This window comes from Pedobacter sp., assembly GCF_965249885.1.
In the GTDB taxonomy this organism is placed as follows: domain Bacteria; phylum Bacteroidota; class Bacteroidia; order Sphingobacteriales; family Sphingobacteriaceae; genus Pedobacter.
The window spans coordinates 3639265-3662501 of the sequence record NZ_OZ252254.1 but is presented as its reverse complement, the minus strand read 5'-3'; the positions used below and the strand labels follow the sequence as shown (position 1 = coordinate 3662501).

The following is a 23237-nucleotide window of genomic DNA, read 5'->3' as shown; positions in this document are numbered from 1 at the left end:
ATCCCTTTGACCGGCTCTATGCCCTAAAACCCAAAAACCCCGTCTAGTTTTCCGATGCCCGCCTGCTGCCCAAAACATTTAGGTAGTTAATTAATTAAGTAACGGCAGCAGGCTATTTCTATTCATACCAAAACTAACTCAAAACAGACATGAAAAAAATAACGATAACCATCGCAATGGCCGTGCTATGCCTCAACTTTTCCTTGTACGCACAAGAAAAAGCCCCGACAAAAACCTACCAGATCGGCGACAAGGTTCCAGACATCCAACTGGAGAACATCCTTAACCATACTACCCACCAAGCCAAGATCAGCGACTTTAAGAACAAAGCTATCCTACTGGACTTCTGGGCTACCTGGTGCGGCAGCTGCATCAAAAGCTTCCCCAAGATCGATAGCCTTCAAAAGCAATTCCCCAAAAACCTGCAAGTGCTGCTCATTGACAACTCCAGTCGGGACAACCTTGAAAAGATAAAAACCTTCCTGGCAAAATTCAAAACTGAATATCCCAGCTTCTCGCTACCGTTAGTCACCGGTAACGCAGCCACCAACACCCTATACCATTCCGGCAGCCTGCCCCACTACATCTGGATCGGCTACGACCGAAAAATCAAGGCGATCACCGGTCCTGGCGAAATCACCCATACCAACATCGAAAGACTGGTAGCCGGACTGCCCCTTGATCTACCATTAAAGGAGGGCTACCATGAGCAATAAACATCTCATCTGCCTATTGGCATTCATACTGGCCACCAACATCTGCCCAGCACAAACTCTACAGCCCGGTTCCAATGAACAGCGCCAAAACAAAGTTGCGGCGCAACAGAGGCTCACAGGCAAAATCACCGGCATAGACGGCGAGGCCGTAAGGGCCACCATCCGTTCCATACGCAACGGAATGAGCCTTTCCCAGCCCGATGGACAGTACAGCCTTGATCTCAAGGCACTGCCAGATACCCTCACCTTTAGCGCCGTTGGCTATATTACACTGAAAAAGATCGTCACCAAGATGGGTAACCTCGACCTTAAAATGACCCCCAACGTGCAGGCACTGAACGAAGTGGTCGTCCAAACGGGCTACCAGACCCTAAAGCCCAATGAGATCAACGGAACGGTGTCGGTCATTTCCGAGCAGGCGCTCCAAAGTACCACCGGCACCAATATCCTAGACCGCATACTCAACCAGAGCAGCGGACTGCTCCTTAACACGGGAAAGACACCAGGAAACCCACAGAACAGGACCAACATCTCGATCCGTGGCCTGGGCACCATCGATGGACCGCTCGACCCGCTGATCGTACTCGACGGCTTCATCTATGAGGGAGACATCAACAACATCAATCCCAATGACATCGAAAACGTCAGCATATTAAAAGATGCCTCCGCTTCCTCCATCTGGGGGGCACGTGCTGGCAATGGCGTTATCGTCATCACTTCCAAAAAAGGCAGGCTCAACCAGCCCCCACAGATCGGTTTCAATGCCAACGCACTGGTAGAAACACTGCCCGACCTTTTTGCCGTCAGCCAGATGGACACCAGGGACTACATCGGTATCGAAAGGATGCTCTTTGACCAAGGTTATTTCAGCGACCAGGCTAGCCGTTTCCCATTCCGTGCGCTTCCGCCAGCGGTAGAGCTTATGCTGCAAAACAGGCTTGGCAACATAACGAATGAACAGCTAACGGCCAAACTCGACTACCTGTTCACCCAGGACAGCAGACAGAACTACCTCGATGCATTTTATACCCACGCCATCACCGAACAGTATGGCCTGAACCTTAAGGGGGGCGGCGGCAACAACAGCTATTATATCTCCGCAGGCTACGATCGGAGCTTGAGCGAGACCTTTGCCAAAAACAACCGACTCAACCTCAAACTCGCCAACGACTTCAGGTTTGGGAATAAACTTGTCCTCAGTACCCTGGCCTCCTATACGGCCAACAACAGCCGTTCGGGCAGGCCCGCATATAATAGCATTACCACCGCTAGCAGAAACCCGATATACCTCAGCTTTCGGGACGAAAATGGCAATGCCATTCCCCTGGACAGGTTCTATAGGGGGGCCTACACCGATACCGCAGCAAGGGGAAAGCTTCTGGACTGGAAATACTATCCACTGGAAAACCACAATTACGAATACCAGACCACCAACAGACAGGAGTTCTTTGCCAGTGGCACGCTGAAATACAAACTCACCAATTTCCTGCAACTTGACCTCGGCTTCCAGCACCAACAGCAACGCCTGGAGAACCTCGCACATGCCGAGCCCGAAAGCTATGCCGCAAGGAACCTGACCAACACCTACAGCCAGTTCAACTACACCACCCAGATCGTGCGCTATATCGTGCCCGTTGGCGGCACCCTATCCACCAGGTTCAGTGATGTTGCCTCATCTACGGCCAGGACACAGCTCAACCTTGATAAAAAACTGGGCGTACATGCCATCAATGCTATCCTAGGCGCAGAGGGCAGGAACGTCAACAATAGCGGCGATGGCAACAACCGTTTCGGTTATTACGAAGACCCTTTGAGTTTTACCGACGTGGATATCGTCACCCGCTATCCCGAATTCCTGACCAAAAGTACCAGCGCTATCGGCGGCAGCGCATCGATGAGCAGTACCCGCCAACGCTTCCTTTCCTTCTATGGGAATCTCAGCTATAGCTACATGGGCAGGTACCACCTTTCGGCAAGTGCCAGAAAGGACGGCTCGAACATCTTTGGCGCCAACACCAACGACCGTTGGAAGCCCCTCTGGTCGGCGGGCCTAGGGTGGAGCGTTTCCAACGAAAGCTTCTACAATCTCGGTTTCCTACCGACACTGAACCTCAAGGCCACCTATGGGTACAGTGGCAATGTCGACCTCTCCCGCACCGCCCTGCCCATTGCCGCCTATGGCAGCAACGCCACTTCGGGCCTCCGCTACACCCGTATCGTGACGATCAACAATCCAGAGCTCAAATGGGAACAACTGTCACAGCTCGACCTTAAACTGGATTTCGCCACCAAGAAAAACCGCATCAGCGGCACGCTTTCCTATTACATCAAAAAAGGGACAGATCTCTATGGTACAGCTCCCTATGACTATACCACCTGGGGACGGAGCGCCGTACTGACCAGAAATGTAGCAGCGATGAAAGGCAGCGGCGTGGACATCGACCTGCGTGGTAAGATCCTCGAGGGCAAGCTCCAATGGAACGCCGAACTCTTTGTCAGCCGAAACGAAAGCAAGACTACCGACTATTACCGCAGCTCCGGAGCGGACCTGCACGGCCTATTGAACGGCGGAAACCGTATCTCTCCCATCATCGGCATGCCGCTATACGGCATCGCTGCCTACCGGTGGGCGGGGCTGGACCCGGGCGGCAACCCGCAGGGGTATGTCAACGGCCAGCCCAGCATCAACTATACCGCCATTACCGCCGAGGCCTCGGCCACTGGCAACAACCTCGTCTTTATCGGCAGGTCTACGCCACTCTATTTCGGAGCACTGATCAACACCTTTAGCTATAAGCAGGTCAGCCTATCGGTCAACATCAATTTCAAGCTCGCCTACTATTTCATGAAAAACTCCATCAACTACAATAACATGATTAGCTCGGGAACGACCCACGCCGATTTTGCCAAACGATGGCAACAGCCTGGAGATGAAACCCGTACCCATGTCCCCTCATTCCTCTACCCTGCCAATGCCGTTCGTGACGGCATCTACAATGCTTCTGAAATCCATGCCGCCCGTGCCGACCACGCCCGATTGAGCTACATTCGATTGGCCTATACCCCCAACATTGCGCCTTGGGGCATTGGGCTTCGAAGACTGGAAATTTTCAGTGGCCTACAGGAGGGGGGAATCCTTTGGCGCAAGAATAGGGACAACCTAGATCCGGACTACAACAACCAAATCCCGCCGGCCAAACAGTTCACCTTCGGCCTACGCGGCTCTTTCTAAAAAACTTATCAGTCCAAAGAAAATCATCAAACAACATCTGAAAAATAAAACAGATCAACATGAACAAACATAAGAACACCATCTCGAAATTCTGTCTCCTGCTCGGTCTGATGGCCAGCAGCTGCCAAAAATTCCTAGCGGTAAAATCCGACCAGAAACTGGTAGTTCCCCAGAACATCACCGATATCCAAGGCCTATTGGACGATGCGGCCACGATGAACCTTCGCACTACCCCGTCCTATGGCGAGACCGCCTCTGACGACTATTTCCTGACCCCAGCAGCCATCGCCCCGCTGGCCGTCTATTCCAATGCCTACATCTGGCAACCAATGGACTATCGATTCCAGAATGATTGGTCTGCAGGCTACCTGGCCATCTATAACGCCAACCTTGCCCTTGAACTGCTGGAAAAGGTCGACAGAACCACCGGCAACGCCCAGGGCTGGGACAATGCCAAAGGCTCCGCCCTATTCTTCCGGGCCTTCTACGAGCTTGCCCTCACCACACAGTTCGGCCTGGCCTACGATATGCAAAGTAGCCAGAACGATCTTGGCATCGTACTGAGGAGGTCTTCGGATTTTAACGTCCGCTCCAAACGTTCCACGGTGGCCGAATGCTACAGCGCCATACTAAAGGACCTCCAGGAAGCAGTCCTGCTACTACCAGACCATCCGCAGCACGTCTTGCGTCCCTCCAAGGCAGCGGCACACGCCCTGCTCGCACGGACGCACCTGTACATGCGGGACTATCCGTCCGCCCTATCTGCGACGGAGAAAGCGCTCCACATCAAATCAGCCCTTATGGACTACAACAGTGATACTGATATCTATTCACTGACCGTGGCCGTCCCGTTTAAACCATTCAACAGGGAAATTATTTTCTACACCGAAATGTTCAGCGGCTTTGGACTGCACATCTCCAACCGTGCCACCATCGTTCCAGAACTCTACAACAGTTACCAAAGCGATGACCTGAGAAGGACTGCCTACTTTCTGGCCACTGGCACCAACCAACGCTTCAAGGGAAGCTATGCCTCCCATGCAACCGCCCTTTTTACGGGACTTGCCACAGACGAGCTCCACCTCAACAAAGCAGAATGCCTCGCCCACGCTGGCCAAGTCAGCGAAGCCATGGAAGTACTCAACACCCTCCTAAAGAAACGGTGGAGAAACACGGTCAGCTATCCCAGTCTTGCGGCCACCGACCGAAACGATGCCCTCCAAAAGGTCAGGGATGAGAGAAGAAAGACCCTAATCATGCGAGGCCTTCGCTGGATGGATCTGAAACGATGGAACAGGGAAGGTGCCGACATCACGCTCAGCCGGACCTATGATGGCACTACCTATACCCTTGCCCCAAACTCTCCAAGATATGCCCTACCCATTCCGGCAGATGTGATTGAACAGTCCGGCATTTCCCAGAACTAAGTTCGAAGTCCTGTACAGAAATTAAACACGAAAGCTCAGGGGCCAAGACAAAAAAATGGAATACAAGAAAGGCAGGGACGCCAACATCCCTGCCTTTTCAACTGGTTTACGACCAATAGGTCTGCATTTCCAATTACTCTAACCTGTTCACGATGGTCGCAGTTCCATCGGCCGAACCCGTTACATAGGCTGCATTTGTTCCGAAAGGGGAAGCTTGAAGTGCTGCCGAACTTTCCAATTTGGGTTGCGAAGGATTGGAGTCGTCCACATACGACTCGTCGATGGTGATCGAGCAGGCCATCTGTAATTCACCACCACATTCTTGCTGACCAGCATCATGCGTCCAATTGTCCTCCTGCTCTACATCGGCTACGGTAGCAGGGTATGGCCCATCGTAATAGAAAGTATACGTATCACGCTTCCCATTTTCAGCCGAGGTAAAGGCGCTCATGCCCAATACCAGTCCAAAAGCCACAACCAGGGCAATCACGCCCAACAAATTTGTTTTCAATGTTTTTAAAGTTTCCATCTTCTTATTTTTTAAGTTTAGTGCTCCAAAGGAGCGGTCGGCGCCAGTACTTCCCGGAGACCTAAAGAACCGGCAAGGTCAATTTTTCATCTATATTTTAATCTGGGCAGGTCTTCTCCCAAAAACGTTACGTTCTATTTTCCAGACCTCCCTTCCCCAAATGAATACCCCTATGAATTAAAGTTCCTTTTCCAGATATCAATAGTCCCCGGAGCCCCAGGGATACAAAAAACAGATTGAACAACAGATGGATCCGATAGTCCATCCTGCCCAAAATGCCGCCACAGCCACAGGGCACTTTTCCAAGTATGCCCAAATTGGCCGCCAGCATGTAGGCGCTAAAAGAAGACATCAATAGGGTCGCCAAAAACAGCCCTAACCATCTTGTACGGACAGACAATAAAAGCCCGGCCACCAATAATTCCGTTACTGGCACCAGCCAGGCCATGACCAGGGCGACCTCATGGGGAAAGACCTGTAACAACATCGCCCTACGGGCCGCCCCATAGTCCATCAGCTTGCTGAAGGCCGCATAGGAAAACAACAGTACAAAAGCTGCCGCGATCCACTGCAGCCCCCGCTCCCTTTTTTTGTCCAAACGCTTATAGTAAAACATACCCATCTCAAACACCGGCACATCGCCGTTTCCGAGACAATAGTATCATCCAAAAAAACCAGAAAAAATAGTGGAAGTACGTCATTTCGCCAAATAGTGGGCATACGCCATGTGTCGACGGACCGGAAAGCCCAGCCATCATTGGAGACCGGACGGTCAACCATTGTGCCCTGGACGCAACTTCGCATACAGATCCATTTTCCGGTTCACCCCCGTCTTGGTAAAAATATGCCTTACGTGGTTGTCTACCGTATGCAGGGAAATGTACAACTGCTCGCCAATCTCCCTGTAGGTCAAGCCTGCGCACAACAACTCGGCTACCTCGGTTTCCCTTTTACTTAGACCATGAGCGGCACACCTGTCCTGAAAAGTCAACTGGTCCTCTGCCGTAGCATGCCTCGACAGGCGCAACTCCACCAATTTTCGCCGGACGTCTCTTGCCACCGTCAGTATCCACGCCAATACGAAGCCCACATTCATCAACAAGACCCTGCACCCGACTTCCACCTCCAGGAAAATGCAGCAGGTCGCCAACACCCATGGCCCTACCGAGATGCAGGACAAGGCCATTTCATCCAGACTTTCCGCCAGATGCATGTGCGACCGTTTTAGCCATTGACGGTACAGCGCCAAGGCCAAGACTACAAAGGAGGACAGTGCACACAAAAACGGCAGTATCATCCCCCAGAAGAGTACGAGTTCCAAGTCCCCGCCCAGTGGCAGTACCGCACAGAAGAAGACCAGAAAAGAAAGTCCATAACAGATAGGCACGCCAAACCTCAAATGAAAAGTGAATTCGGCCATTCCATGTGCCTTATAGAAATACAGCGGTAGACAGCCCCATAAGGCAAACCCGATACCATAGCGGACGATATACTGCAATGGGAGGGAAACCGACAGTTCCTCGTTGGGGATGATGGCTACTACAGTATCATACAACAACAATATGCCCAGCAGCAACAGGCGCCAGATGCGCCAGCCTTGGCCTGCGCTGCACAGGAAAACGGCCAACTGGTAACAGAAGCTGGCGAGCAGGCAGACCAAGATAGCGAGTTGGGCCAATGGAATAACAAACGAAAATAACTGCATGGAGAAGGCGTCAAGGCCACAAAATACGTGGCAGTTGCAATATATCCGCTAATACAATAGCCCAGGGCAAATAGTTTGTCGAACGGGCATATTAACAACGCCAGTGGCAAATGCTACAAGTTTCCTCCAAAATCCGACAAAGCTGCCCTAAATCCCAGCATACGGCTCCTGCTTACCACCAAAGAAACCTCTGGGGACAGTACCACCCCCTCTACCAGAAGTACCAAGGCCTGCGCCCGCCCATATTTCTCAAAACCCGACACCACCGATAGGGAGATCAGCACCGAGCGGTTGATCTGGAAAAACCCCTCCCCGGAAAGCTGTTCCAAAAGCGAAGGCATGGTCATGTCCACATAATAGGTCTTCCCGCTTTTCAGGTGCACGTGTCCAATGTTCTCATGCCTTTCAAAACAGGCTATCTCCGAAAGTGACACCTGCATAACCTTGTTGCCCAAGCGAGCATCGATGCGAATGGGCGATGCGCCCTGACGCGACAACAACCTATCCAGATCCGCTTTTAACTGCCTGTTCCTCTGCAATCCGTGAAAAAAATTTACGTAGAAGAACCAGGCCGTATACAGGGAGTTCATGAAAAGTACCATCCATAGGATGATGAGCAGTTCATGGCTCATGTAGCCACTGTCCCAAAAATCATTATCAAAGACCCAAAAATACAACCTGACTACCGATACATCTGCCAAGATGACCAGCAGCACACAGCACGCCAACTGTAACGAAAGCCTTTTACACCAAGATGCCTGCCATGGCACCAGCCGGTCCAATCGCCAAATGCAGAAATGGATCCACCACATCAGCAGATAGGTAAAGGGCCAACTGAAGGCCATCGCCACATAATAGTTCAACTGCCTTAAAATTATCAAAGTGGGCTTATTCTGCGTTCCGGCCACGATATGGTGGGAAACCACTAGAGCCAAAATCAATAATACCCACCTCGGGAAATAATCCACATTCCTAACCATCGAAAAACGTTAAAATCAAACAAAAAATCATCGCATTCCCGTCCAAGCATGCCAGATATCCAGTCAACAACCAAAACTTGCCCAACACATCATCAATCCCTAACCTTGCCCCGTTAAACAATTAAATTCGATACACATATGGAAAAATTCCCATTCACTGGCCAAGGTGCTAAAGCACTGATGACCGAGCTCTACCAATTGTCCGACCCCGCCCTACAGCTGGAGGCAAATGCCGCGGGAGCAGACTTCCGCCTATGGATCGGCAGCCATTTTGAACTTGACCAGAGCCAGCTCGAGTACTTAGACGGCATCGACGAAACCTGGATCGCAGTGGCCGCCCAGGATACCAAAGCATTCCTAGCAGCGCGCAAGCCGATCAGGCTCCAAAAGATACCCACACCCGCCAGCCGTAACCATAGTGACGACAGGGGCAAACTGCTCGATCTGGACAAGAAAAAGACTGCCAGCTATTCCGAGCACGAAGGCTACCAGCAGAGCGAAGAACTGCTCTACACCATCAGCCATAGCGGACAGCAATAATTTTAGTAACAACTATAGGGATAGTCGGGGACTATCCCTAACAAATTCATCTCCGCACACGAGCATATAGCTAATATGTAAACATCGTAATTTTGACCGGCCCTTTCAGCCCCGAAGCTTCCAAGGGGCTATTGGGTTGATATGGATTGTCGTTGGTCCAGGTCTTCCGCTGTGCCGGCGGCAATACGCTATCCCCTATCAACCGGTTCACCCAAGTGTTGGCCACGCTGATCTCCACCACGTTATTCCCAGGCCTCAAGGCTCGGGTGATTTCCGTTCGCCAGGGAGCCGTCCAGGCCCCTCCCACATCAATACCATTTACTTTTACTTTTGCGATCACATTCACCTCGCCTAAATCCAGATAAATATGCTGTCCGCTGGCGGGCTTGCCGATATCGAAGTTATTGGCATAGACCGCAGTTCCTGCGTAGTATTTGATCTTTTCGTTTGGATGAAGTGTCCAATCGATAAGTTGGTCAAATATTACCGGCTGGGCGGGACCGCCCATCGCTGGATCGAAAGTTACCTTCCAGGGCTTTTCAATCTGGGCCAAGGTCAGTCCGCTTGGGGTATTCGATGATCGGTTGTCCCTATCGTCAACTGCCTGTTTTCTAAAAACGACAAAGGTACTCTGGAATTTGTCCAGTCCCAGCGGAACGGAGGTCATCCCGTTTTTTTGGTCAAACCTTGGCAAAGCTCTGGTGGAGCCATCGATTGGATCCCAAATTTCTGGCTGCTTGCCGCCGACCCTGAATTCGGCAACGAAATCCACCGGCCTATCCTGCTGATTGCTTACGAAATAGATTTCGGCCTCCGGCGATGTACGGTGGATAAAAAGTGTGGCGCCATTATCGGCTGTATAGTCTGGCCCGATGCCCAGCATGCCAAGAGCGGTCGAAATGTCCAGTCCCTGCAACACCATGCCTTTGCCAAATCTACGGGATCTAGTCGTCGTGCCATCGATATCGCCCCAAAGTTCGGTTGCCATCTGCCGTATCTTCTGATCGGCATACGGATAATTTTCCAAACTCGGGGACCTGTTTGGTGGTGGCCCCAGAACGGTCGCCCCTTCCCTAACCAAGTCCCTTATCTTCTCCAATAGTTCCGGCCTCATGGTTTCCAGTTTAGGCAACACCAACAGGCCATAGTTCATTCCGTCGGGCAGAAACAGGCGCCCATTTTTAACCTTCAGCCTATCTCTGATCACCTCTGCGTTAATGTAGTCGAACGCATATCCCTTTGGAACCGGCGGATCGGTGATCCCTGTCATCTTAGGTGCATCTTCACCAATAAAATAGGCGACATCGGCGACGTACCTGCCTTGCTGGAGCATGAAATTGCAGCGTTTCAAATAGGCAGTAAAAAGATCCAGATAGTCGAACCAGGTATTATGCCGATTAAACTCTGTACCGAAGTTTGCGTTCACCCCCGGCAGCCGCTCGTCCGGCTGGTGGATATATACGTGCAATAGCGAGCTGTTGATCCCCTCGGTAAAGAACCGATCGCCCCTTTGCTTGATGTCGGCGGGATATTTTGAATAGGCCTTGCCTCCAGAGGTAAATGACTCTGCCGAAACCCTGTTCTTTCCGTAGATATGTGCCGCCGAAGATGCCGCCCTATTTTCAATATCCCCCAATGCGCCCTTTGCCCAAAATTCACCGGCCACTTCGTCAGACTGGCCACCATACTGTAAAAACTCACCTGGAAAACCCCAATGTCCATAGTTTTCCAGCCAAGTCTTAAGACCATTCTGGTTACTGACCTCCCTTAGGCCGCCCACGTAATCGTAGGCAATCCTATCTGCAATGAAACGCCTTAGATCCCACAAAAAGCGATCGGAAACCGCTGGCGAACCAATCACCTTACCGTGTAACGTGGGCAGGTAGGGCAATGGATCATAACCATACCTCGACTTGAACTTCCCTATCAGTCCATCTGTCCAATTCTGCCCTCCCGTTTCATAACTGTCCTGCACTGCCACCTTCCAGGTCCGCCGATCTGCTGCAGGTATTCGTCTCAAAATCTCGCCAAGGAAGGCATCGAAGTGTGCCCTTACATGTTCCTTGCTCATCTTATCTACCTCCAATCCCGTTCCCTCTTTAGATGCCGGACTGTTGTTCACTCCCGTGGGCACCATGCCCAACCTCATTATTACCCAGTCACCTGCAGGGGCATGCCACTTTAATTTCCCATCGGGAGCCATGTAAGCAGATAGATCCAATACTTCCCGCGGATCAATCAGTAGACTTCCATCGTCCACAATGGGCTGTTGCGGCCACTGGTATTCGTTCCAATACGGAAGTGGCGTTTGGTGCATCTTGGCGAGCGTCTTTTCCACATATCGTTCCACTTTGGGCATGGGAGAAAGAACGAATTCCCTGATCCCGTATTTGGGAAAAGACTGTTTATCAAGTATGCTCTTCTGTAAAACGAGACGGAAATGTTTTGAAGAGATGGCCGGGAATGAAACGATTACCGGTGCATAGGGGTCAAAACCGACATTCAATGCGCTTTTCCGCCTGTCGATCTCAAAAGAAGATATGGTGCGATAACCATCTGCCTCCCTAACCTGGAGCAGCACAGAGGCTGTCATCTGATATCTGGCTGGATAAATGCTAAGGCTGCGAGCGGTAAATTCATTTTCCGTACCGAAATCTATCACTACCTTGCCCGTATCGGTTATGGTAATGCCCGTCAACGTATCCTGATCTACAAGGTCCCTTAAATTGGCGATCTTGGCCGTTGATGTTACGTTCGGCTTTAGATCTCCTAATGTTTTGTTATATTCTTTTGGCGCCCTAAAGGCCAACACACGAACGTCCTGAAATTGTGGGTTTGGTTTGGGCAGTAAAATCCCCACTTCACTTCCGCCCCTGACCAATGTCTCCGAAGAGGCCAGGTATCTCATGGACTGCTCCGGCCTGACCCAAGGGCCGCCGGATTGGCTCCAGCCCGGGCTATTGAAAATACCGATCTCGATATTTAGCTCGCTAGCCGTTTTAAGCGCCGTATGAAGAACTTCCCACCATTGCTCGGAAAACAGCTTGACTTTTCCGTAGACAGTGGAACTGTAACCTATATTGCCGATAAAAGCTCTGTTGATCCCCACCCGCTTCATTGCCTGAAGGTCTTTGACCACCCCCTCCCTTGAAATGTTATCCGACATCCAATACCAATATGTACTGGTCTGAATACTATCCGGAGGTGATTTGAAACCTGCCTCGATATCGGGAGAGCCTTTGTCTGAAACTACATTTATTGGCGGCAGGTTTCTTTTCACTACACATGCTGTCAGCATGGCCAGGGCAAAAAGAGCGCAGCGAAAAGATAGCTTGGGGGTCATTTCCATACGATTTCCTTTCTATTGATAATTGATTCTCAGCTGGTGATCTCCAGCCTGCAGTCCCTTTACAACTATTAGATCATTGACCTTTCCGGCCTTGAGCGGATGCCCGTTCAACAGCACTTTATTCTTTTTTCCACGTTTTAATGGAAGATAAACTTCCGCCGAGGTATTGCCCGGTATAGCAATACTGACTTCGAAATCATTTTCGGATTGTCTATAGTTGGCTTTGATGGCACCTTTTATCGTAGGCACGGTAATAGACGCATAGGCCAGCCCGGCAATCTGTGGCCTGACCACAAAACTCTCCCAGCCCGGACCGATGGGCTCGATGCCCATCAGCTTGCGTGAAATGATATTTGCCGGGGCTGCTCCCCAGGCATGGTTCCAATCCTGGTTAGGTTTGAACCTGTTGTCCCAGGCCTCCATGGTAATGGTACTGCCCGCCCTGATCATGTTGGACCAGCTCCTGTCGGTTTGGGAAGTAAGCAGTGAAAGGCCATACGCCCCGTCGCCGGCCCTGTAGATACCGTCCAATAGAAACTGGCTGCCATAGACACTGCAGGCCATACCCCGCGATCTGATATGGGCCATCACCGCAGGCTGATCCACTTCGTCCACCAGGCCCATCGCCAAGGCAAATGCATTGGCGTGCAAAGAAGCGTGATCCGTACCGACACCGTCCATAAATATTCGTCTTTTGTGATCAAAAAACATTTTATAGAAAGCGCCTTTTGTCCGCTCAGCCGCCTTCTGATATCCCTGTGCATCGGCGGTTTTACCCAGCGCCTTTGCAATCTGCTGCATGACAACAAGCGCCCTGTAGTGGAAGGCATTGACCACGGAATTGTATTTGGTGAATACAAAACCGTCTGTTTCCGTATTCCGTGGCCAGTCGACAATATCCTTGAGGTTGTCATTTTCCAGATGGATCTTCTTTTTAAAATCTGGAGTGACCTTTCCAGTCAAAGTACTGATCAAACCTGTAGAATCGGTCAATCCTATCAGCGTTTTTTCTTGCAGATCTTGGTAGTGACGTGCAATGGAACGGCTGTCACCAGTGTACAGATAATCGTTCCATGCCATCAGCACCGACTGGAGGTGCCATTCGGTGGGCCATGTCGGATGGGTGATCAGGTATTCGTGGGAGTTTCTAGCCATACTGAACTCCCTATCTACCGCATAATGGCTCAACTGATTGATATAGGCATCAGCCTCGTAGGGGATACGTTCGCGGTCGCCATCTACATAGATGCCCAGGAAAGAGGTTGCCTTGATGGAATATTTGCACAGATCCCATACGGCATTCAAAGTACTGTCTGAACTACGAAAAAAAGAAGCCTCATCGTCAAACTTGTAATGGACAAATAGCCTTGTTACCGCCTCACCGGACAATGGATGCCCATAGTTCTCCACTTCCAGATACCGGAACGGTAAAACTTCCCCTATATAGTCGGGCATTTTTATGGCCACCGGTCTTGTGTTATAGGCATCTTTATGGATATTGAGCTGATAGGTATGCCTTCCTTTTTCCAATACCAGGGCGTATTGTGCATAACGTACCTTACCGGGAGGCCTGCGGTTGATATTTCCATTCCCATCCAACATTTCGCCCAAGCGAACCGTCACGGTATCACCGCCTGTTTTCGAGAAAAGCTGAAGTTTCAGCCGAGAGAAGGCATCCCTGCCAAAATCGACCTGATGCACACCTTTTTTTTCCCTGATCGATATAGGGCGCTGCTCTGTAATCTGGAGTGGATAGGATGGGTTTTTGTAATCGACCAACTCATCTGCCGTGATAAACGACGCCACTGATGAGAAGGGACTGAACTGGTTCTGATCGTTCCAGACCTTCACTTTCCAATAATAAACCGTGTTTGGTTTGAGTGCTATCCCTTTAAATAGGATACCTGTGGATTGCTCATCGGTCACCTTACCGGAGTTCCAAACATTACCGATGTCGCCGTCCAGCTGTCTGATGTTATCGGAAACCAGCAATTGATAGGCACTTTGCTTTCGGGAATTAACCGCCGAGGTAAGTTCCCAGCTAAACGCTGGCTGTTTGTTATAAATCAGTACAGATCGGATATTTTTATTGGATGTAGGGATCGGTGGAACATTAGTTAAATATCCATTTACCGAATAAAAGCGATCGGCAGCAACCAAATCGCACATCAGTTCGGCAGGCCGCTGCACCGGACCGGCTACTCCCTGTGACCAACAGTTGGAAGCGGCTAAAACAGTTAATATTAAAATCGACAGTAATCTGTTCTTCATTTCTTGTAATGCTCCTTCTTTATCCATTCGATGCAATCATCTATCCATTGCACTTTAGCCTGATTGTTGTTCACCCCATAACCATGGCGGCCCTTCTCGTAAAGAAACAGTTCCACAGGAACATATTTCTGTCTCAATGCCGTTGCAAAATAAAGACTGTTCTTCACATCTACGGTCTTATCGTCCATCCCGGAGGTGAGATAGGTAGGCGGCGTCTGCTCGGTGACCTGCAACTCGTTGGAATACTTAAAGATATTGTCGTTTGTCAGTTCGGGACCGATCAGGTTCATTCTGGAAGTTTTATGCGTCAGCGAATCTGCAAAACTGATCACCGGATATACCAGGACCATAAAATCTGGACGTAGCGAAGTACCTTTTGGGTTGTCAAGTTCCGATTTTTCAAAATGGGTCCCTACGGTAGATGCCAAGTGACCTCCAGCTGAAAAACCCATGATCCCCAATCTTGAAGCATCTACCTTATATTTTTTTGCATTTTCTCTCACATATTGAATGGCCCGCTGGGCATCAGTTAAAGGAACGATTTCCTTGCGGTCCATCAATTCTGCCTTTGGCAGGCGATAATCTAAAAGAAAGGCCGTTATTCCCGCTTCCATCAGTTTTTTACAGGCGGGAATTCCCTCTACACGGTTGGCACGGCCGCCATACGAGCCGCCCGAGCATACAATCACCGCCGTACCCCTTGCCAGATTTTTCTCCGGCTTAAACACCGTCAACTTGGGCGGCTCTGCACTATTTTTAGCAAAAGGCACCTGTCCTTCTGGATACAGCGCTATGATTTCCTGCCCGAACAGGCGAAACGTAGCAAATAGAAAGAGAGCCAATACATAAAGTAACCTGCGCATCTTATTTTTCATCGTCAATCGTTATTTAAAAGAAATTTGTTGTCTGCCCGCTATCAACAGAACTTTTTTACCGCCGGCAATAAACTCGCCTTTCATCCGCGAGGGCAGATCTACGTTTGCCGTATATGAACCATCCCTTAATTTTTTGTAGCTTACCTTAATCGGACCCAACGGATGTGGCATTTCGCCCGAAGCCTCCTTTAGCTCACCTAGATTTGGTTGTATACTTACCGTTCTGAAGCCCATTTCCCCGGGTGCTATCCCACATACGGTGGCCAAAAAATCATAACATGGACTAGCACTCCAGGCATGGCAGTCTGATCGTACCGTTGGCGATAAGGTCTCAGGAAAGGTACTTAATCCCAGGGACAACATTTCCTTCCAGGGACCTAAGGTCGAAAGGTACTGATTACCCATGCCCGCCTTCTTTAGAGCGGCAGTATAATAGAACCTAAAATAAAGCGTACTTGAGGTAAGAGTGGTATCGTTCATGACCTTTTCCATCACCTGCTTTTGCTGTCCGGATGGAATACAGTCACTCAGTATCCCCCAAATGTTGGCATGTTGACTAAAGGCGGTCTTATCCGGCGAATCTGCCAGAAGACCCTTCTGTCCATCATAACAACTTTTAAAGACGGCCTCTTTTATCTTTTTGGAAAGCGCCGAATAGTAATCGGCCTTTTGTGTCTGTCCCGAATAATTGAAAAGCGTTGCCGCCTGATCCAAGGTATAGGCGTAGTGCAGCGATAGAATGGAAGAATTGCCATCGATACCGCCCGGGGGAATACCACTTGGTGAAAAGGTCCAATCAACGAAGTTCCAATAATCCGTTTTACCCAATAGCCCCAATTTCGGATCCAGGCGATATTCGAACCATTTTAATATGGATTCCATGGGGATCAAATATCGATCGACAAAAACCTTATCGTCACGGTACCAGGCGTAATCATAGATCATCGAGATCCAGAATAGCGAAAATGGGGGTATAAACTTGCCCCCCCCTGCCGGATAGGCATCCCTGGTCAATCCATCTGGCACCCTTGACTGGTGAAACTGCTCAATGGCATTCCTTACCAGCCTATCATCGCCCGAAACATACAGGGAAATCAATGCCTGTATCCTGGTATCTCCGACGTACTGCAGTTGTTCGTAATAGGGACAGTCCATATAGGTTTCGTTGGCGCATAATCGTGCGGTACGCCAACCTACGTTCCAAATTTGCTCCAAACTGGCATCATTGGTACTGAAACGTCCATTCTCCTTTAATGGATAAGCGGTGAACATGGACTGTAGTTTATCGAAGGTCAATGGTTCATCTTTGGTCTCTACATCAAACTGGATGTATCGGAAAGTGCGCATCCATAGTGGCCTGAACAAGCGACTGCTGCCCCCATCGGCCAAAAACACATCGTAATAGCCTTTGATCTGTTTGCCCTCCACCTGGTTACGGTTGCCCTTGAGGTTGTTTTGATCAAATAGCGACTCGGCATAGGTAATTTGGACCTTTGCATTTTCGCCGCGGCTAAAAGTAACCTCTGGATACGCAGTGGTCAGGTTTTTGATATCGAACAGAATGGTGGCCTTGGTATTGGCCGGAATGGTAATGGAACCGTTTTTTTCGAAAGTCCCTATTATTTTCCGAGCATCAAGATTCAGCACACGCACGATGCCATGTATGGGTTCCAGTTTTTCCTCCATCATTGGGATACTCCTGGGAATGAGATTGCGTTTTACGTTAAAATACCTGGGTTTGGGCTCCAGCGCGGGAACAGACCAGGTGCCATCATTATAGGCCGGCTGCTCCCACCCGAATGGATACTTTTTGAAGGCGACACTATCGCAACTGCCAACAATATAAGAGGCCAGCCTCGATGCTGGAAATGGTTCTGGAAAATAGGCTTCATTTTTTATCACTCTCCAACTTTTATCGGTATTTACGAGTTTTTCCCGTTCACCGTTACCCTGGAGTATAAACCCCGTTTGGAAGGACACCTGCGCAGCAGGCGCACCACTGCCCATGTTCCATAACAATACGGCCAGCACATTTTTACCTGCTTTAAGGTTCGGTGCAATGTCAATAGTTTCATAATACCAATTTCTTAAATCTCCCCTTGCCGAACCCAATACAACAGGCACACCATTCACATACAGCCTATAGCGCTGGTCACCGGTAAGATGCACGACAAAGGTTTCGGGCTTGGTGTCCAGCTCGAATGTTTTCCTCAAATGGTACACGCCGTAATCTTTAGGAGCGGCCCCGGGAAAGGAAATCCACTCGGCATTTAGCGATACGGTAGGATAGACGATGGATGGCGATGTGACCTGGGCCTTGGAAAAATCCGCCAAAAGCACCAAAAACACCATCGGCAGCAGTTTCTTAGCCGTATAAAAAATAGTGGAATCGAACATCGTCCGCACCAACTCTTTGAAACTGAAATCTGATCTAATCATTACCACTGTTTTTTTTTAATAGTTTTCTATAATGGGCCAGCGTAGTTGCTATGCCGACTTCCTGTTCGTCCTCGTAATAGGTAGTGAGGTAAACCGAAGCACTTTCTGGATTGTCGGTCACAAATTTTTGCCATTGCGCAAGGGTCTCATCAAAGTATTTCAGATTCGCCCTCAATTCAACCAGGTCAACCTTCCCCTGCTTCTCTTGGGCATAGGCATTTAGCATTACTTTCCATGCCGCATCAAACAATTGAAATTTTAACCTTCCGTAGACTGATGAAATGTAAACAAATCTTTGAGTTTCTTTATCCTTAAAGTGAAGCTCCCCAGCAAGTTTTTCAATTCTTTTCCATATGGACAATGCTTCGGTCTTCTCATCCAGATAAGCCTTGATGCGTTTATCGGCTATAATCTTATCAAAATATGGCCTCAGGAAGTATAGTCCGGAAATGGTATTGTCCCTGGTCCAGTTCATGTACACCCCTCCCATCATGCTATAATGTCCCTTCATGACCCCATCAGCCGAAAGCAGGCATATTTCCCTGAATTTAGGGATATCTTTTTCATCCAAACCATTATTTCTCGCAAAGTCGTTAAAAATCTCTTCTTCGGTCTTATTCGGATGCTTTGCCCATTGCGCCACGACGATGGCGTTCAGTTCGTTCCAAAATTCATTGGTGATATAGGGACCATACCATCCCCCGCCCCTAGACCAAGTCCATACGCCCTTGATCAGCGGGCTATCCTTTATCTGATTTAATGAATAGGGCATTTTTGTTCCAGAAGCCTTTAGCTCCTCAAAACCATCGATGACCCCTTTTCCGATATAATTTGGGTGCGCCCCCTTACCTTCATACTCACGTTGGGCCTGAACTTCCACGATCTGCTGATGTTTTCCGATGCCGATACAGGGATTAAATGGAATCCCGTACTTGGCCGCTTCATCCTGCCAGTAGACATTGAATTTTGAATAATCAGGATCCCCTTGGGTAACAGCAGAACGCCAAAAGTCAACGATGGTGTGTTTTATGGAGAAATACAGGTTTTTATGCGGTTCAACCTGCTCGGTCACTTCCAGATAGTACTTCGGCAGCGAATGGAACCGCCCAAAATCCCACGTACGGTAGAACAACTGTTTATTTCTTTTCTCACACACCTCGTCCCTCAATATATTGATCAGGATGACATGGTCGCTATAACCATTGACCAGTGGGCTGCCCCCTTTGTGATATGGGGCATCATGCAGATAGGTCTCGCCGGTCCGGATGATCAGGCCATCCATCTGCGGATATCTATCAAATATCTGATTTATCAACGAGCGTATCGCCTTTTGCGTGAAAGGTTTACCGATATCAACACGTCCGCTGCCGTTGCACATCTCCGTTTTGTATTTTTGGATCAGTTCCTGGGGAAAAACCAACATATCCAGCATGCAGTAAACATTCAGTCCAGCCTGTTTCGCTTCGGTATATTTCTGCTGCAGCACTACATTCTTATCCTCTACCCACTTGCGCTGATCCGTATTTTCGGGAAAGATATCTTTATCAAAGCTTTGCCAATCGAGCCCAAACTGTGCAGCTTCAAAGAGAAAAAAAACCTTGGCATCGTAACCTGAGGCTTTTAAAAAAGAGGGGTCCAAAAATTTCGATTTTGTCTGGGGCTCTCCGGGATTATGGTGCACCATATCCATCGTCATTAATTGCTGACCAAACAGTGGCTCGAAAAGATAGGTAAGCGTTACGCTCAACGAAAGGATTCGGCTAATTAATCGCATTGGTATCATTGTTACTGGCTATCTGCCAATGTATATTGTTTACTTGTAAAGTTTATAAAGTTCTGATCCGGCGAGCAGGAAAGCGCCCACACCGTACACATCCGTACTGTCATATCCGGCCTTAACGGGCTTGTCGCCTATGGGCTGAACATAGCCCAGCTTACCGTTGGGATGGACCGAGGACAACAATGCTTCCCAGGCCCTTTCTACCACGGGCCGATATTTTCTTTTCGAAAGTAGCCCCTTATTGATGCCCCAGGCCAAACCATAACAGAAAAAAGCGGTACCGCTGGATTCTTTTAGATTGAAGGTTACCGGATCATACAAAGAGGAGTGCCAGCTGCCATCAGGCTGCTGGAGTTTCGCTATTTTCTTGGCCATTTGCTTGAATTGCTCCTGGTATCTGCCCCTACTTTGAAAATCTTTGGGCATATTGTCCATCATCCTCGCCAAACCAGCTAACACCCAGCCGTTGCCCCTAGACCAAAAGACCTTTTTGCCATTAGCCTCCCTACGTTCAAAGAACCTAGAGTCCCGATAGTAGAGCTTTTCCTTTTGATCATATAGGTAGGCGGAGGTTTTCCACCATAAGGTATCCGCCTTCTTAAGGTATTTCAAATCACCTGTTGCCTTGGAAAGCATCGCCATGGACGGGGGGCCCATAAAAAGTGCGTCGCACCATGCCCACTCCCTATGGTTGATTTTTGGTACCACCTTGAGCGGCTCGCTGAACTGTCTCTTCACAATGGTATCGGCCAGTTGTTGCCATTTGGCGATCATCTTCCGCTCCCTGTGTTCCATATACATGGCCACATACATCTGTGCAACAACATAATCATCCGCAAATAGTCTGCTCGGGCCGGTGTTCCAGTCCAGTTCTTCTCCGATATTGTATAGGAACCTGTCATAGGCGGGCTGGTTGTCGATCTGTTTTAGCGCAATAAATCCCGTATACATTGCACCATTTTCCCACTCTGTTTTAGGAAGTTTGATGATACGCCCTTCCTTCCACTCCTTCATCTGCCAATGAGCTACCCTATTCATCACCTTCAATACAGAATCTGGATTACGATTTCCGTCACCGTAGGCTATGGTGTTTGCAAATAGAAAACAGATAAATATCGCTCCTAAAACTTTTTTGATCATATGCTTATTTAATATTTTTTTTGCTTTACGTTTATTTAAAGGCTTATTTACTTTTATAGTAATTGCCCGCACTATTACCCAAACCACCTCCTTTGGGAAACTTGAAAGCGATCGTTGTGCTTCCGTTTTCCTGGACAGCATCGGGACCGTTGAGCAGCTTATTGATAGTGATGTTCGAGCCTTCTTGCTGTTGAATCGGATCTGACAGTAAAAATTGATAGCCGTTATCCTTCTCCTCCAGCATCAGAATTACCGGACCATCGCAGGACAGTTTAAGCCCATTGCCCAAATCAACCCTGCCTTGTTTATACATTACAACAAAATATTTCTCCCCACATTTTACCGCCTGTACATTTTTATCGTTATGGATCACCATGAATTTTTGGTGTAGGGCCTTTTCCCTAAAACCCTCTAAGCTATGCTCCGGACTAACTATATAATAATAACTATCATCCCGAGGTGAAGTACCATGGTTCAACCATAGGCTAAAAACGGGTCTGCTGATCAACTCTTTGCTACCGGATGCATTAATCGAGTTCCAACTACCTGTCTGCACTGCAGTTTTCAGGGTAATGTTTCCGCCATTGGGAAAGCTATAACCTACGCCATCATGATAAATCCACTGTAGCTTGTTGCCCGTAATCGTCTTCAGACTGTCGTTAAGTTTTACTCCCGTTAGATCTGCTTCGCTGCCGTATGTTGTCTCGCCGACCAGGTAACACTGATTGACAGAAGTGGCCACTTGCTGCGTTCTGATAGCGTTAATTGCCGCACCTAGGCACAACATCTTTCCATCGGCAAAAAAATACGCTTTTTTTGCCTGCACACCGTTATAGGAATGTTGATAGGCAATTGCGCCAACCTTACCGTCGCTTATTCCACCGGCAAATTCATTGCTTCCAAAAAGATACCAAGGCAAAACGGCCGCCGACTGGTTCATCACCGCCGTAGACCCTGGAACCCGTGTCCAGTCCCATATCGGAAAGATATCTTTGTACTCCTGCCCTGTTCTTAGTATATTGGTGGTACCAAGTGGAAGATTATACCCTTTTAGGTTCTCCCCGTTGAGCATTTCGGTCCCGTTGGTACGCGTTGAAATGACTTTGGCGGACAAATAATAATCTGGTCCATGATAGGTCATGATATCCGATTTCCAGAAATACCTATTGCCCTGAAACGACGGCGGAAAATCGGCTCCTTCCAGGTGGCCCTTCCATGCTGTGAAGTCATTGGACCGGCTCCTATCATTAATGGCCATCTTTTCCAGAACAACTGGATCTATGGAACGTATAGCCCCCGGACGGGAGATATTACGACCGATCGTACCAAAATCGACAGCATCTTTGTAAGACAACAGCTGGTGGCCGTAAAGCAGCATATCAGAAAAAATCTTCTTGTTTTCGACAGAAAAAGCTTTATTGAATGAGGTATTTGAAGAAAGGGCCATGATTGATGCTATACTTTCGGCAAAACCCATTCCGTACCCTCCGGAATATAGTTGCGGTCGGTGCTGATGAAAACTATTGTCGATTTTGATGCCCTCTATGCCCTGTTCCTCTGCAATAATCAAAGTCGAGGCGACGCTACGGAAACCCTTATCGACTAATTTTTCATTGTTTTCGACACAGCCTTTGGTGATGGTAATTGCAGATACCCAAACCCTATTCATTCCACGATGCGCCGGATTATCCGTAAGGTCATTAACATAGGAAGAATAATAGCGAAGATCCCTTTCGGGGATCTCCGCTTTCATGAGTAATAAACCGACCAGATAATCCTGTGGTGCACCAATTTCGTTGAACCACCAATTTCGGGATTTGGGCTTTTTGCCGAGATAGTAATCGTACGCCAACAAAATCTTTTGTTTCAGCCGATCATTCCTGTAAAAGGCACTGCCACTTTTGGCATAGGCTATGGCGAGCAGTCTCAGCTTTTTCAGGTGTTCGCCTGCCGGAAAATCATTAGACACCGAAGTATAATCCGTGCCTGCCCAGCTACCATCTGCCCTTAGGCTTTCCATTGTCTCTTTGATCCTTATCTCATCCACTCGTTCTCTCAGGTAATCTTCTGCCAGACGTTGGGAAATAATCCCTACATCGTCCCGCACGGTCTGTATTTTTTTCTGTTGTCCAACAACCGTGATACAACTTGTGGTAACCGATTGCCAAATTGAGATAATGATAAAAAGTCTTCTGACCATTCTTTATTTATTAATATTCAATGCATTATGCATATGAAGTTTAAATCAACATCG

Annotated in this window: 15 protein-coding genes; 4 read left to right on the top strand and 11 right to left on the bottom strand. The window is 48.8% G+C overall.

Annotation, left to right across the window (positions count from 1 at the left end; genetic code table 11):
• Positions 1–149: 149 nt before the first annotated feature.
• The 3 genes from ACY2A0_RS15555 to ACY2A0_RS15545 are packed head-to-tail and all read left to right on the top strand — an operon-like array spanning position 150 to position 5375.
• Entirely contained in the window at positions 150–716 is a 567-nt protein-coding gene (locus tag ACY2A0_RS15555; protein WP_461791636.1) for a TlpA family protein disulfide reductase, read from the top strand.
• Positions 706–3948, top strand: coding sequence for a SusC/RagA family TonB-linked outer membrane protein (locus ACY2A0_RS15550; protein WP_461791635.1), 3243 nt, complete (start codon positions 706–708; stop codon positions 3946–3948). The genes ACY2A0_RS15555 and ACY2A0_RS15550 overlap by 11 nt, the downstream gene beginning before the upstream one ends.
• Before the next feature lie 59 nt (positions 3949–4007).
• Complete coding sequence (locus ACY2A0_RS15545) at positions 4008–5375, top strand: RagB/SusD family nutrient uptake outer membrane protein (RefSeq protein ID WP_461791634.1); 1368 nt, start codon at positions 4008–4010, stop codon at positions 5373–5375.
• A gap of 133 nt (positions 5376–5508) precedes the next feature.
• Here ACY2A0_RS15545 and ACY2A0_RS15540 read toward each other — a convergent pair whose 3' ends face one another.
• The 4 genes from ACY2A0_RS15540 to ACY2A0_RS15525 form a co-directional block, all read right to left on the bottom strand.
• Entirely contained in the window at positions 5509–5904 is a 396-nt protein-coding gene (locus tag ACY2A0_RS15540; RefSeq protein WP_461791633.1) for a hypothetical protein, read from the bottom strand.
• A 127-nt stretch (positions 5905–6031) separates the two neighbouring features.
• Positions 6032–6502: a MauE/DoxX family redox-associated membrane protein gene (locus tag ACY2A0_RS15535; RefSeq protein ID WP_461791632.1), complete on the bottom strand. Its 471-nt coding sequence runs from the start codon at positions 6500–6502 to the stop codon at positions 6032–6034.
• 174 nt (positions 6503–6676) lie between these two features.
• Entirely contained in the window at positions 6677–7609 is a 933-nt protein-coding gene (locus tag ACY2A0_RS15530; protein ID WP_461791631.1) for a helix-turn-helix transcriptional regulator, read from the bottom strand.
• A 113-nt stretch (positions 7610–7722) separates the two neighbouring features.
• On the bottom strand, positions 7723–8589 hold the full coding sequence (locus ACY2A0_RS15525) for a LytR/AlgR family response regulator transcription factor (protein ID WP_461791630.1): 867 nt from the start codon (positions 8587–8589) through the stop codon (positions 7723–7725).
• 138 nt (positions 8590–8727) lie between these two features.
• On the opposite strand from ACY2A0_RS15525, the gene ACY2A0_RS15520 reads away from it, so the two are divergent.
• The gene (locus tag ACY2A0_RS15520) at positions 8728–9129 is read left to right on the top strand and encodes a hypothetical protein (RefSeq protein ID WP_461791629.1); all 402 of its coding nucleotides are present in this window, start codon (positions 8728–8730) and stop codon (positions 9127–9129) included.
• A 70-nt stretch (positions 9130–9199) separates the two neighbouring features.
• Here ACY2A0_RS15520 and ACY2A0_RS15515 read toward each other — a convergent pair whose 3' ends face one another.
• From ACY2A0_RS15515 to ACY2A0_RS15485, 7 genes are all read right to left on the bottom strand, one after another.
• A complete protein-coding gene (locus ACY2A0_RS15515; RefSeq protein ID WP_461791628.1) occupies positions 9200–12478 on the bottom strand; it encodes a glycosyl hydrolase in 3279 nt (1092 codons plus the stop codon).
• Between the two features lie 12 nt (positions 12479–12490).
• Entirely contained in the window at positions 12491–14776 is a 2286-nt protein-coding gene (locus tag ACY2A0_RS15510) for a family 78 glycoside hydrolase catalytic domain (protein ID WP_461791627.1), read from the bottom strand.
• Positions 14746–15624 carry an alpha/beta hydrolase gene (locus ACY2A0_RS15505; RefSeq protein ID WP_461791626.1) on the bottom strand — a complete coding sequence of 293 codons (879 nt, stop codon included), beginning with the start codon at positions 15622–15624 and terminating at the stop codon, positions 14746–14748. The genes ACY2A0_RS15510 and ACY2A0_RS15505 overlap by 31 nt, the downstream gene beginning before the upstream one ends.
• Before the next feature lie 9 nt (positions 15625–15633).
• Positions 15634–18063, bottom strand: a complete 2430-nt coding sequence (locus ACY2A0_RS15500; RefSeq protein WP_461791625.1) for an alpha-L-rhamnosidase-related protein — start codon at positions 18061–18063, stop codon at positions 15634–15636.
• On the bottom strand, positions 18056–19810 hold the full coding sequence (locus ACY2A0_RS15495; protein WP_461791624.1) for a hypothetical protein: 1755 nt from the start codon (positions 19808–19810) through the stop codon (positions 18056–18058). The genes ACY2A0_RS15500 and ACY2A0_RS15495 overlap by 8 nt, the downstream gene beginning before the upstream one ends.
• A gap of 66 nt (positions 19811–19876) precedes the next feature.
• Entirely contained in the window at positions 19877–21055 is a 1179-nt protein-coding gene (locus tag ACY2A0_RS15490) for a glycoside hydrolase family 88/105 protein (RefSeq protein WP_461791623.1), read from the bottom strand.
• Positions 21027–23183 (bottom strand): polysaccharide lyase family 8 super-sandwich domain-containing protein, encoded by a 2157-nt coding sequence (locus tag ACY2A0_RS15485; protein WP_461791622.1) that lies wholly within the window; start codon positions 23181–23183, stop codon positions 21027–21029. Before ACY2A0_RS15485 ends, ACY2A0_RS15490 begins: the two co-directional genes overlap by 29 nt.
• Positions 23184–23237 lie beyond the last annotated feature (54 nt).

Excerpts from the sequence above, each read along its gene's own strand:
- ACY2A0_RS15550 (WP_461791635.1), top strand. The coding sequence starts at position 706 with ATGAGCAATAAACATCTCATCTGCCTATTGGCATTCATACTGGCCACC.
- ACY2A0_RS15555 (WP_461791636.1), top strand. The coding sequence starts at position 150 with ATGAAAAAAATAACGATAACCATCGCAATGGCCGTGCTATGCCTCAAC.
- ACY2A0_RS15540 (WP_461791633.1), bottom strand. The coding sequence starts at position 5,904 with ATGGAAACTTTAAAAACATTGAAAACAAATTTGTTGGGCGTGATTGCC.
- ACY2A0_RS15485 (WP_461791622.1), bottom strand. The coding sequence starts at position 23,183 with ATGGTCAGAAGACTTTTTATCATTATCTCAATTTGGCAATCGGTTACC.
- ACY2A0_RS15530 (WP_461791631.1), bottom strand. The coding sequence starts at position 7,609 with ATGCAGTTATTTTCGTTTGTTATTCCATTGGCCCAACTCGCTATCTTG.
- ACY2A0_RS15510 (WP_461791627.1), bottom strand. The coding sequence starts at position 14,776 with ATGGATAAAGAAGGAGCATTACAAGAAATGAAGAACAGATTACTGTCG.
- ACY2A0_RS15515 (WP_461791628.1), bottom strand. The coding sequence starts at position 12,478 with ATGGAAATGACCCCCAAGCTATCTTTTCGCTGCGCTCTTTTTGCCCTG.
- ACY2A0_RS15545 (WP_461791634.1), top strand. The coding sequence starts at position 4,008 with ATGAACAAACATAAGAACACCATCTCGAAATTCTGTCTCCTGCTCGGT.
- ACY2A0_RS15500 (WP_461791625.1), bottom strand. The coding sequence starts at position 18,063 with ATGATTAGATCAGATTTCAGTTTCAAAGAGTTGGTGCGGACGATGTTC.
- ACY2A0_RS15505 (WP_461791626.1), bottom strand. The coding sequence starts at position 15,624 with ATGAAAAATAAGATGCGCAGGTTACTTTATGTATTGGCTCTCTTTCTA.
- ACY2A0_RS15520 (WP_461791629.1), top strand. The coding sequence starts at position 8,728 with ATGGAAAAATTCCCATTCACTGGCCAAGGTGCTAAAGCACTGATGACC.
- ACY2A0_RS15525 (WP_461791630.1), bottom strand. The coding sequence starts at position 8,589 with ATGGTTAGGAATGTGGATTATTTCCCGAGGTGGGTATTATTGATTTTG.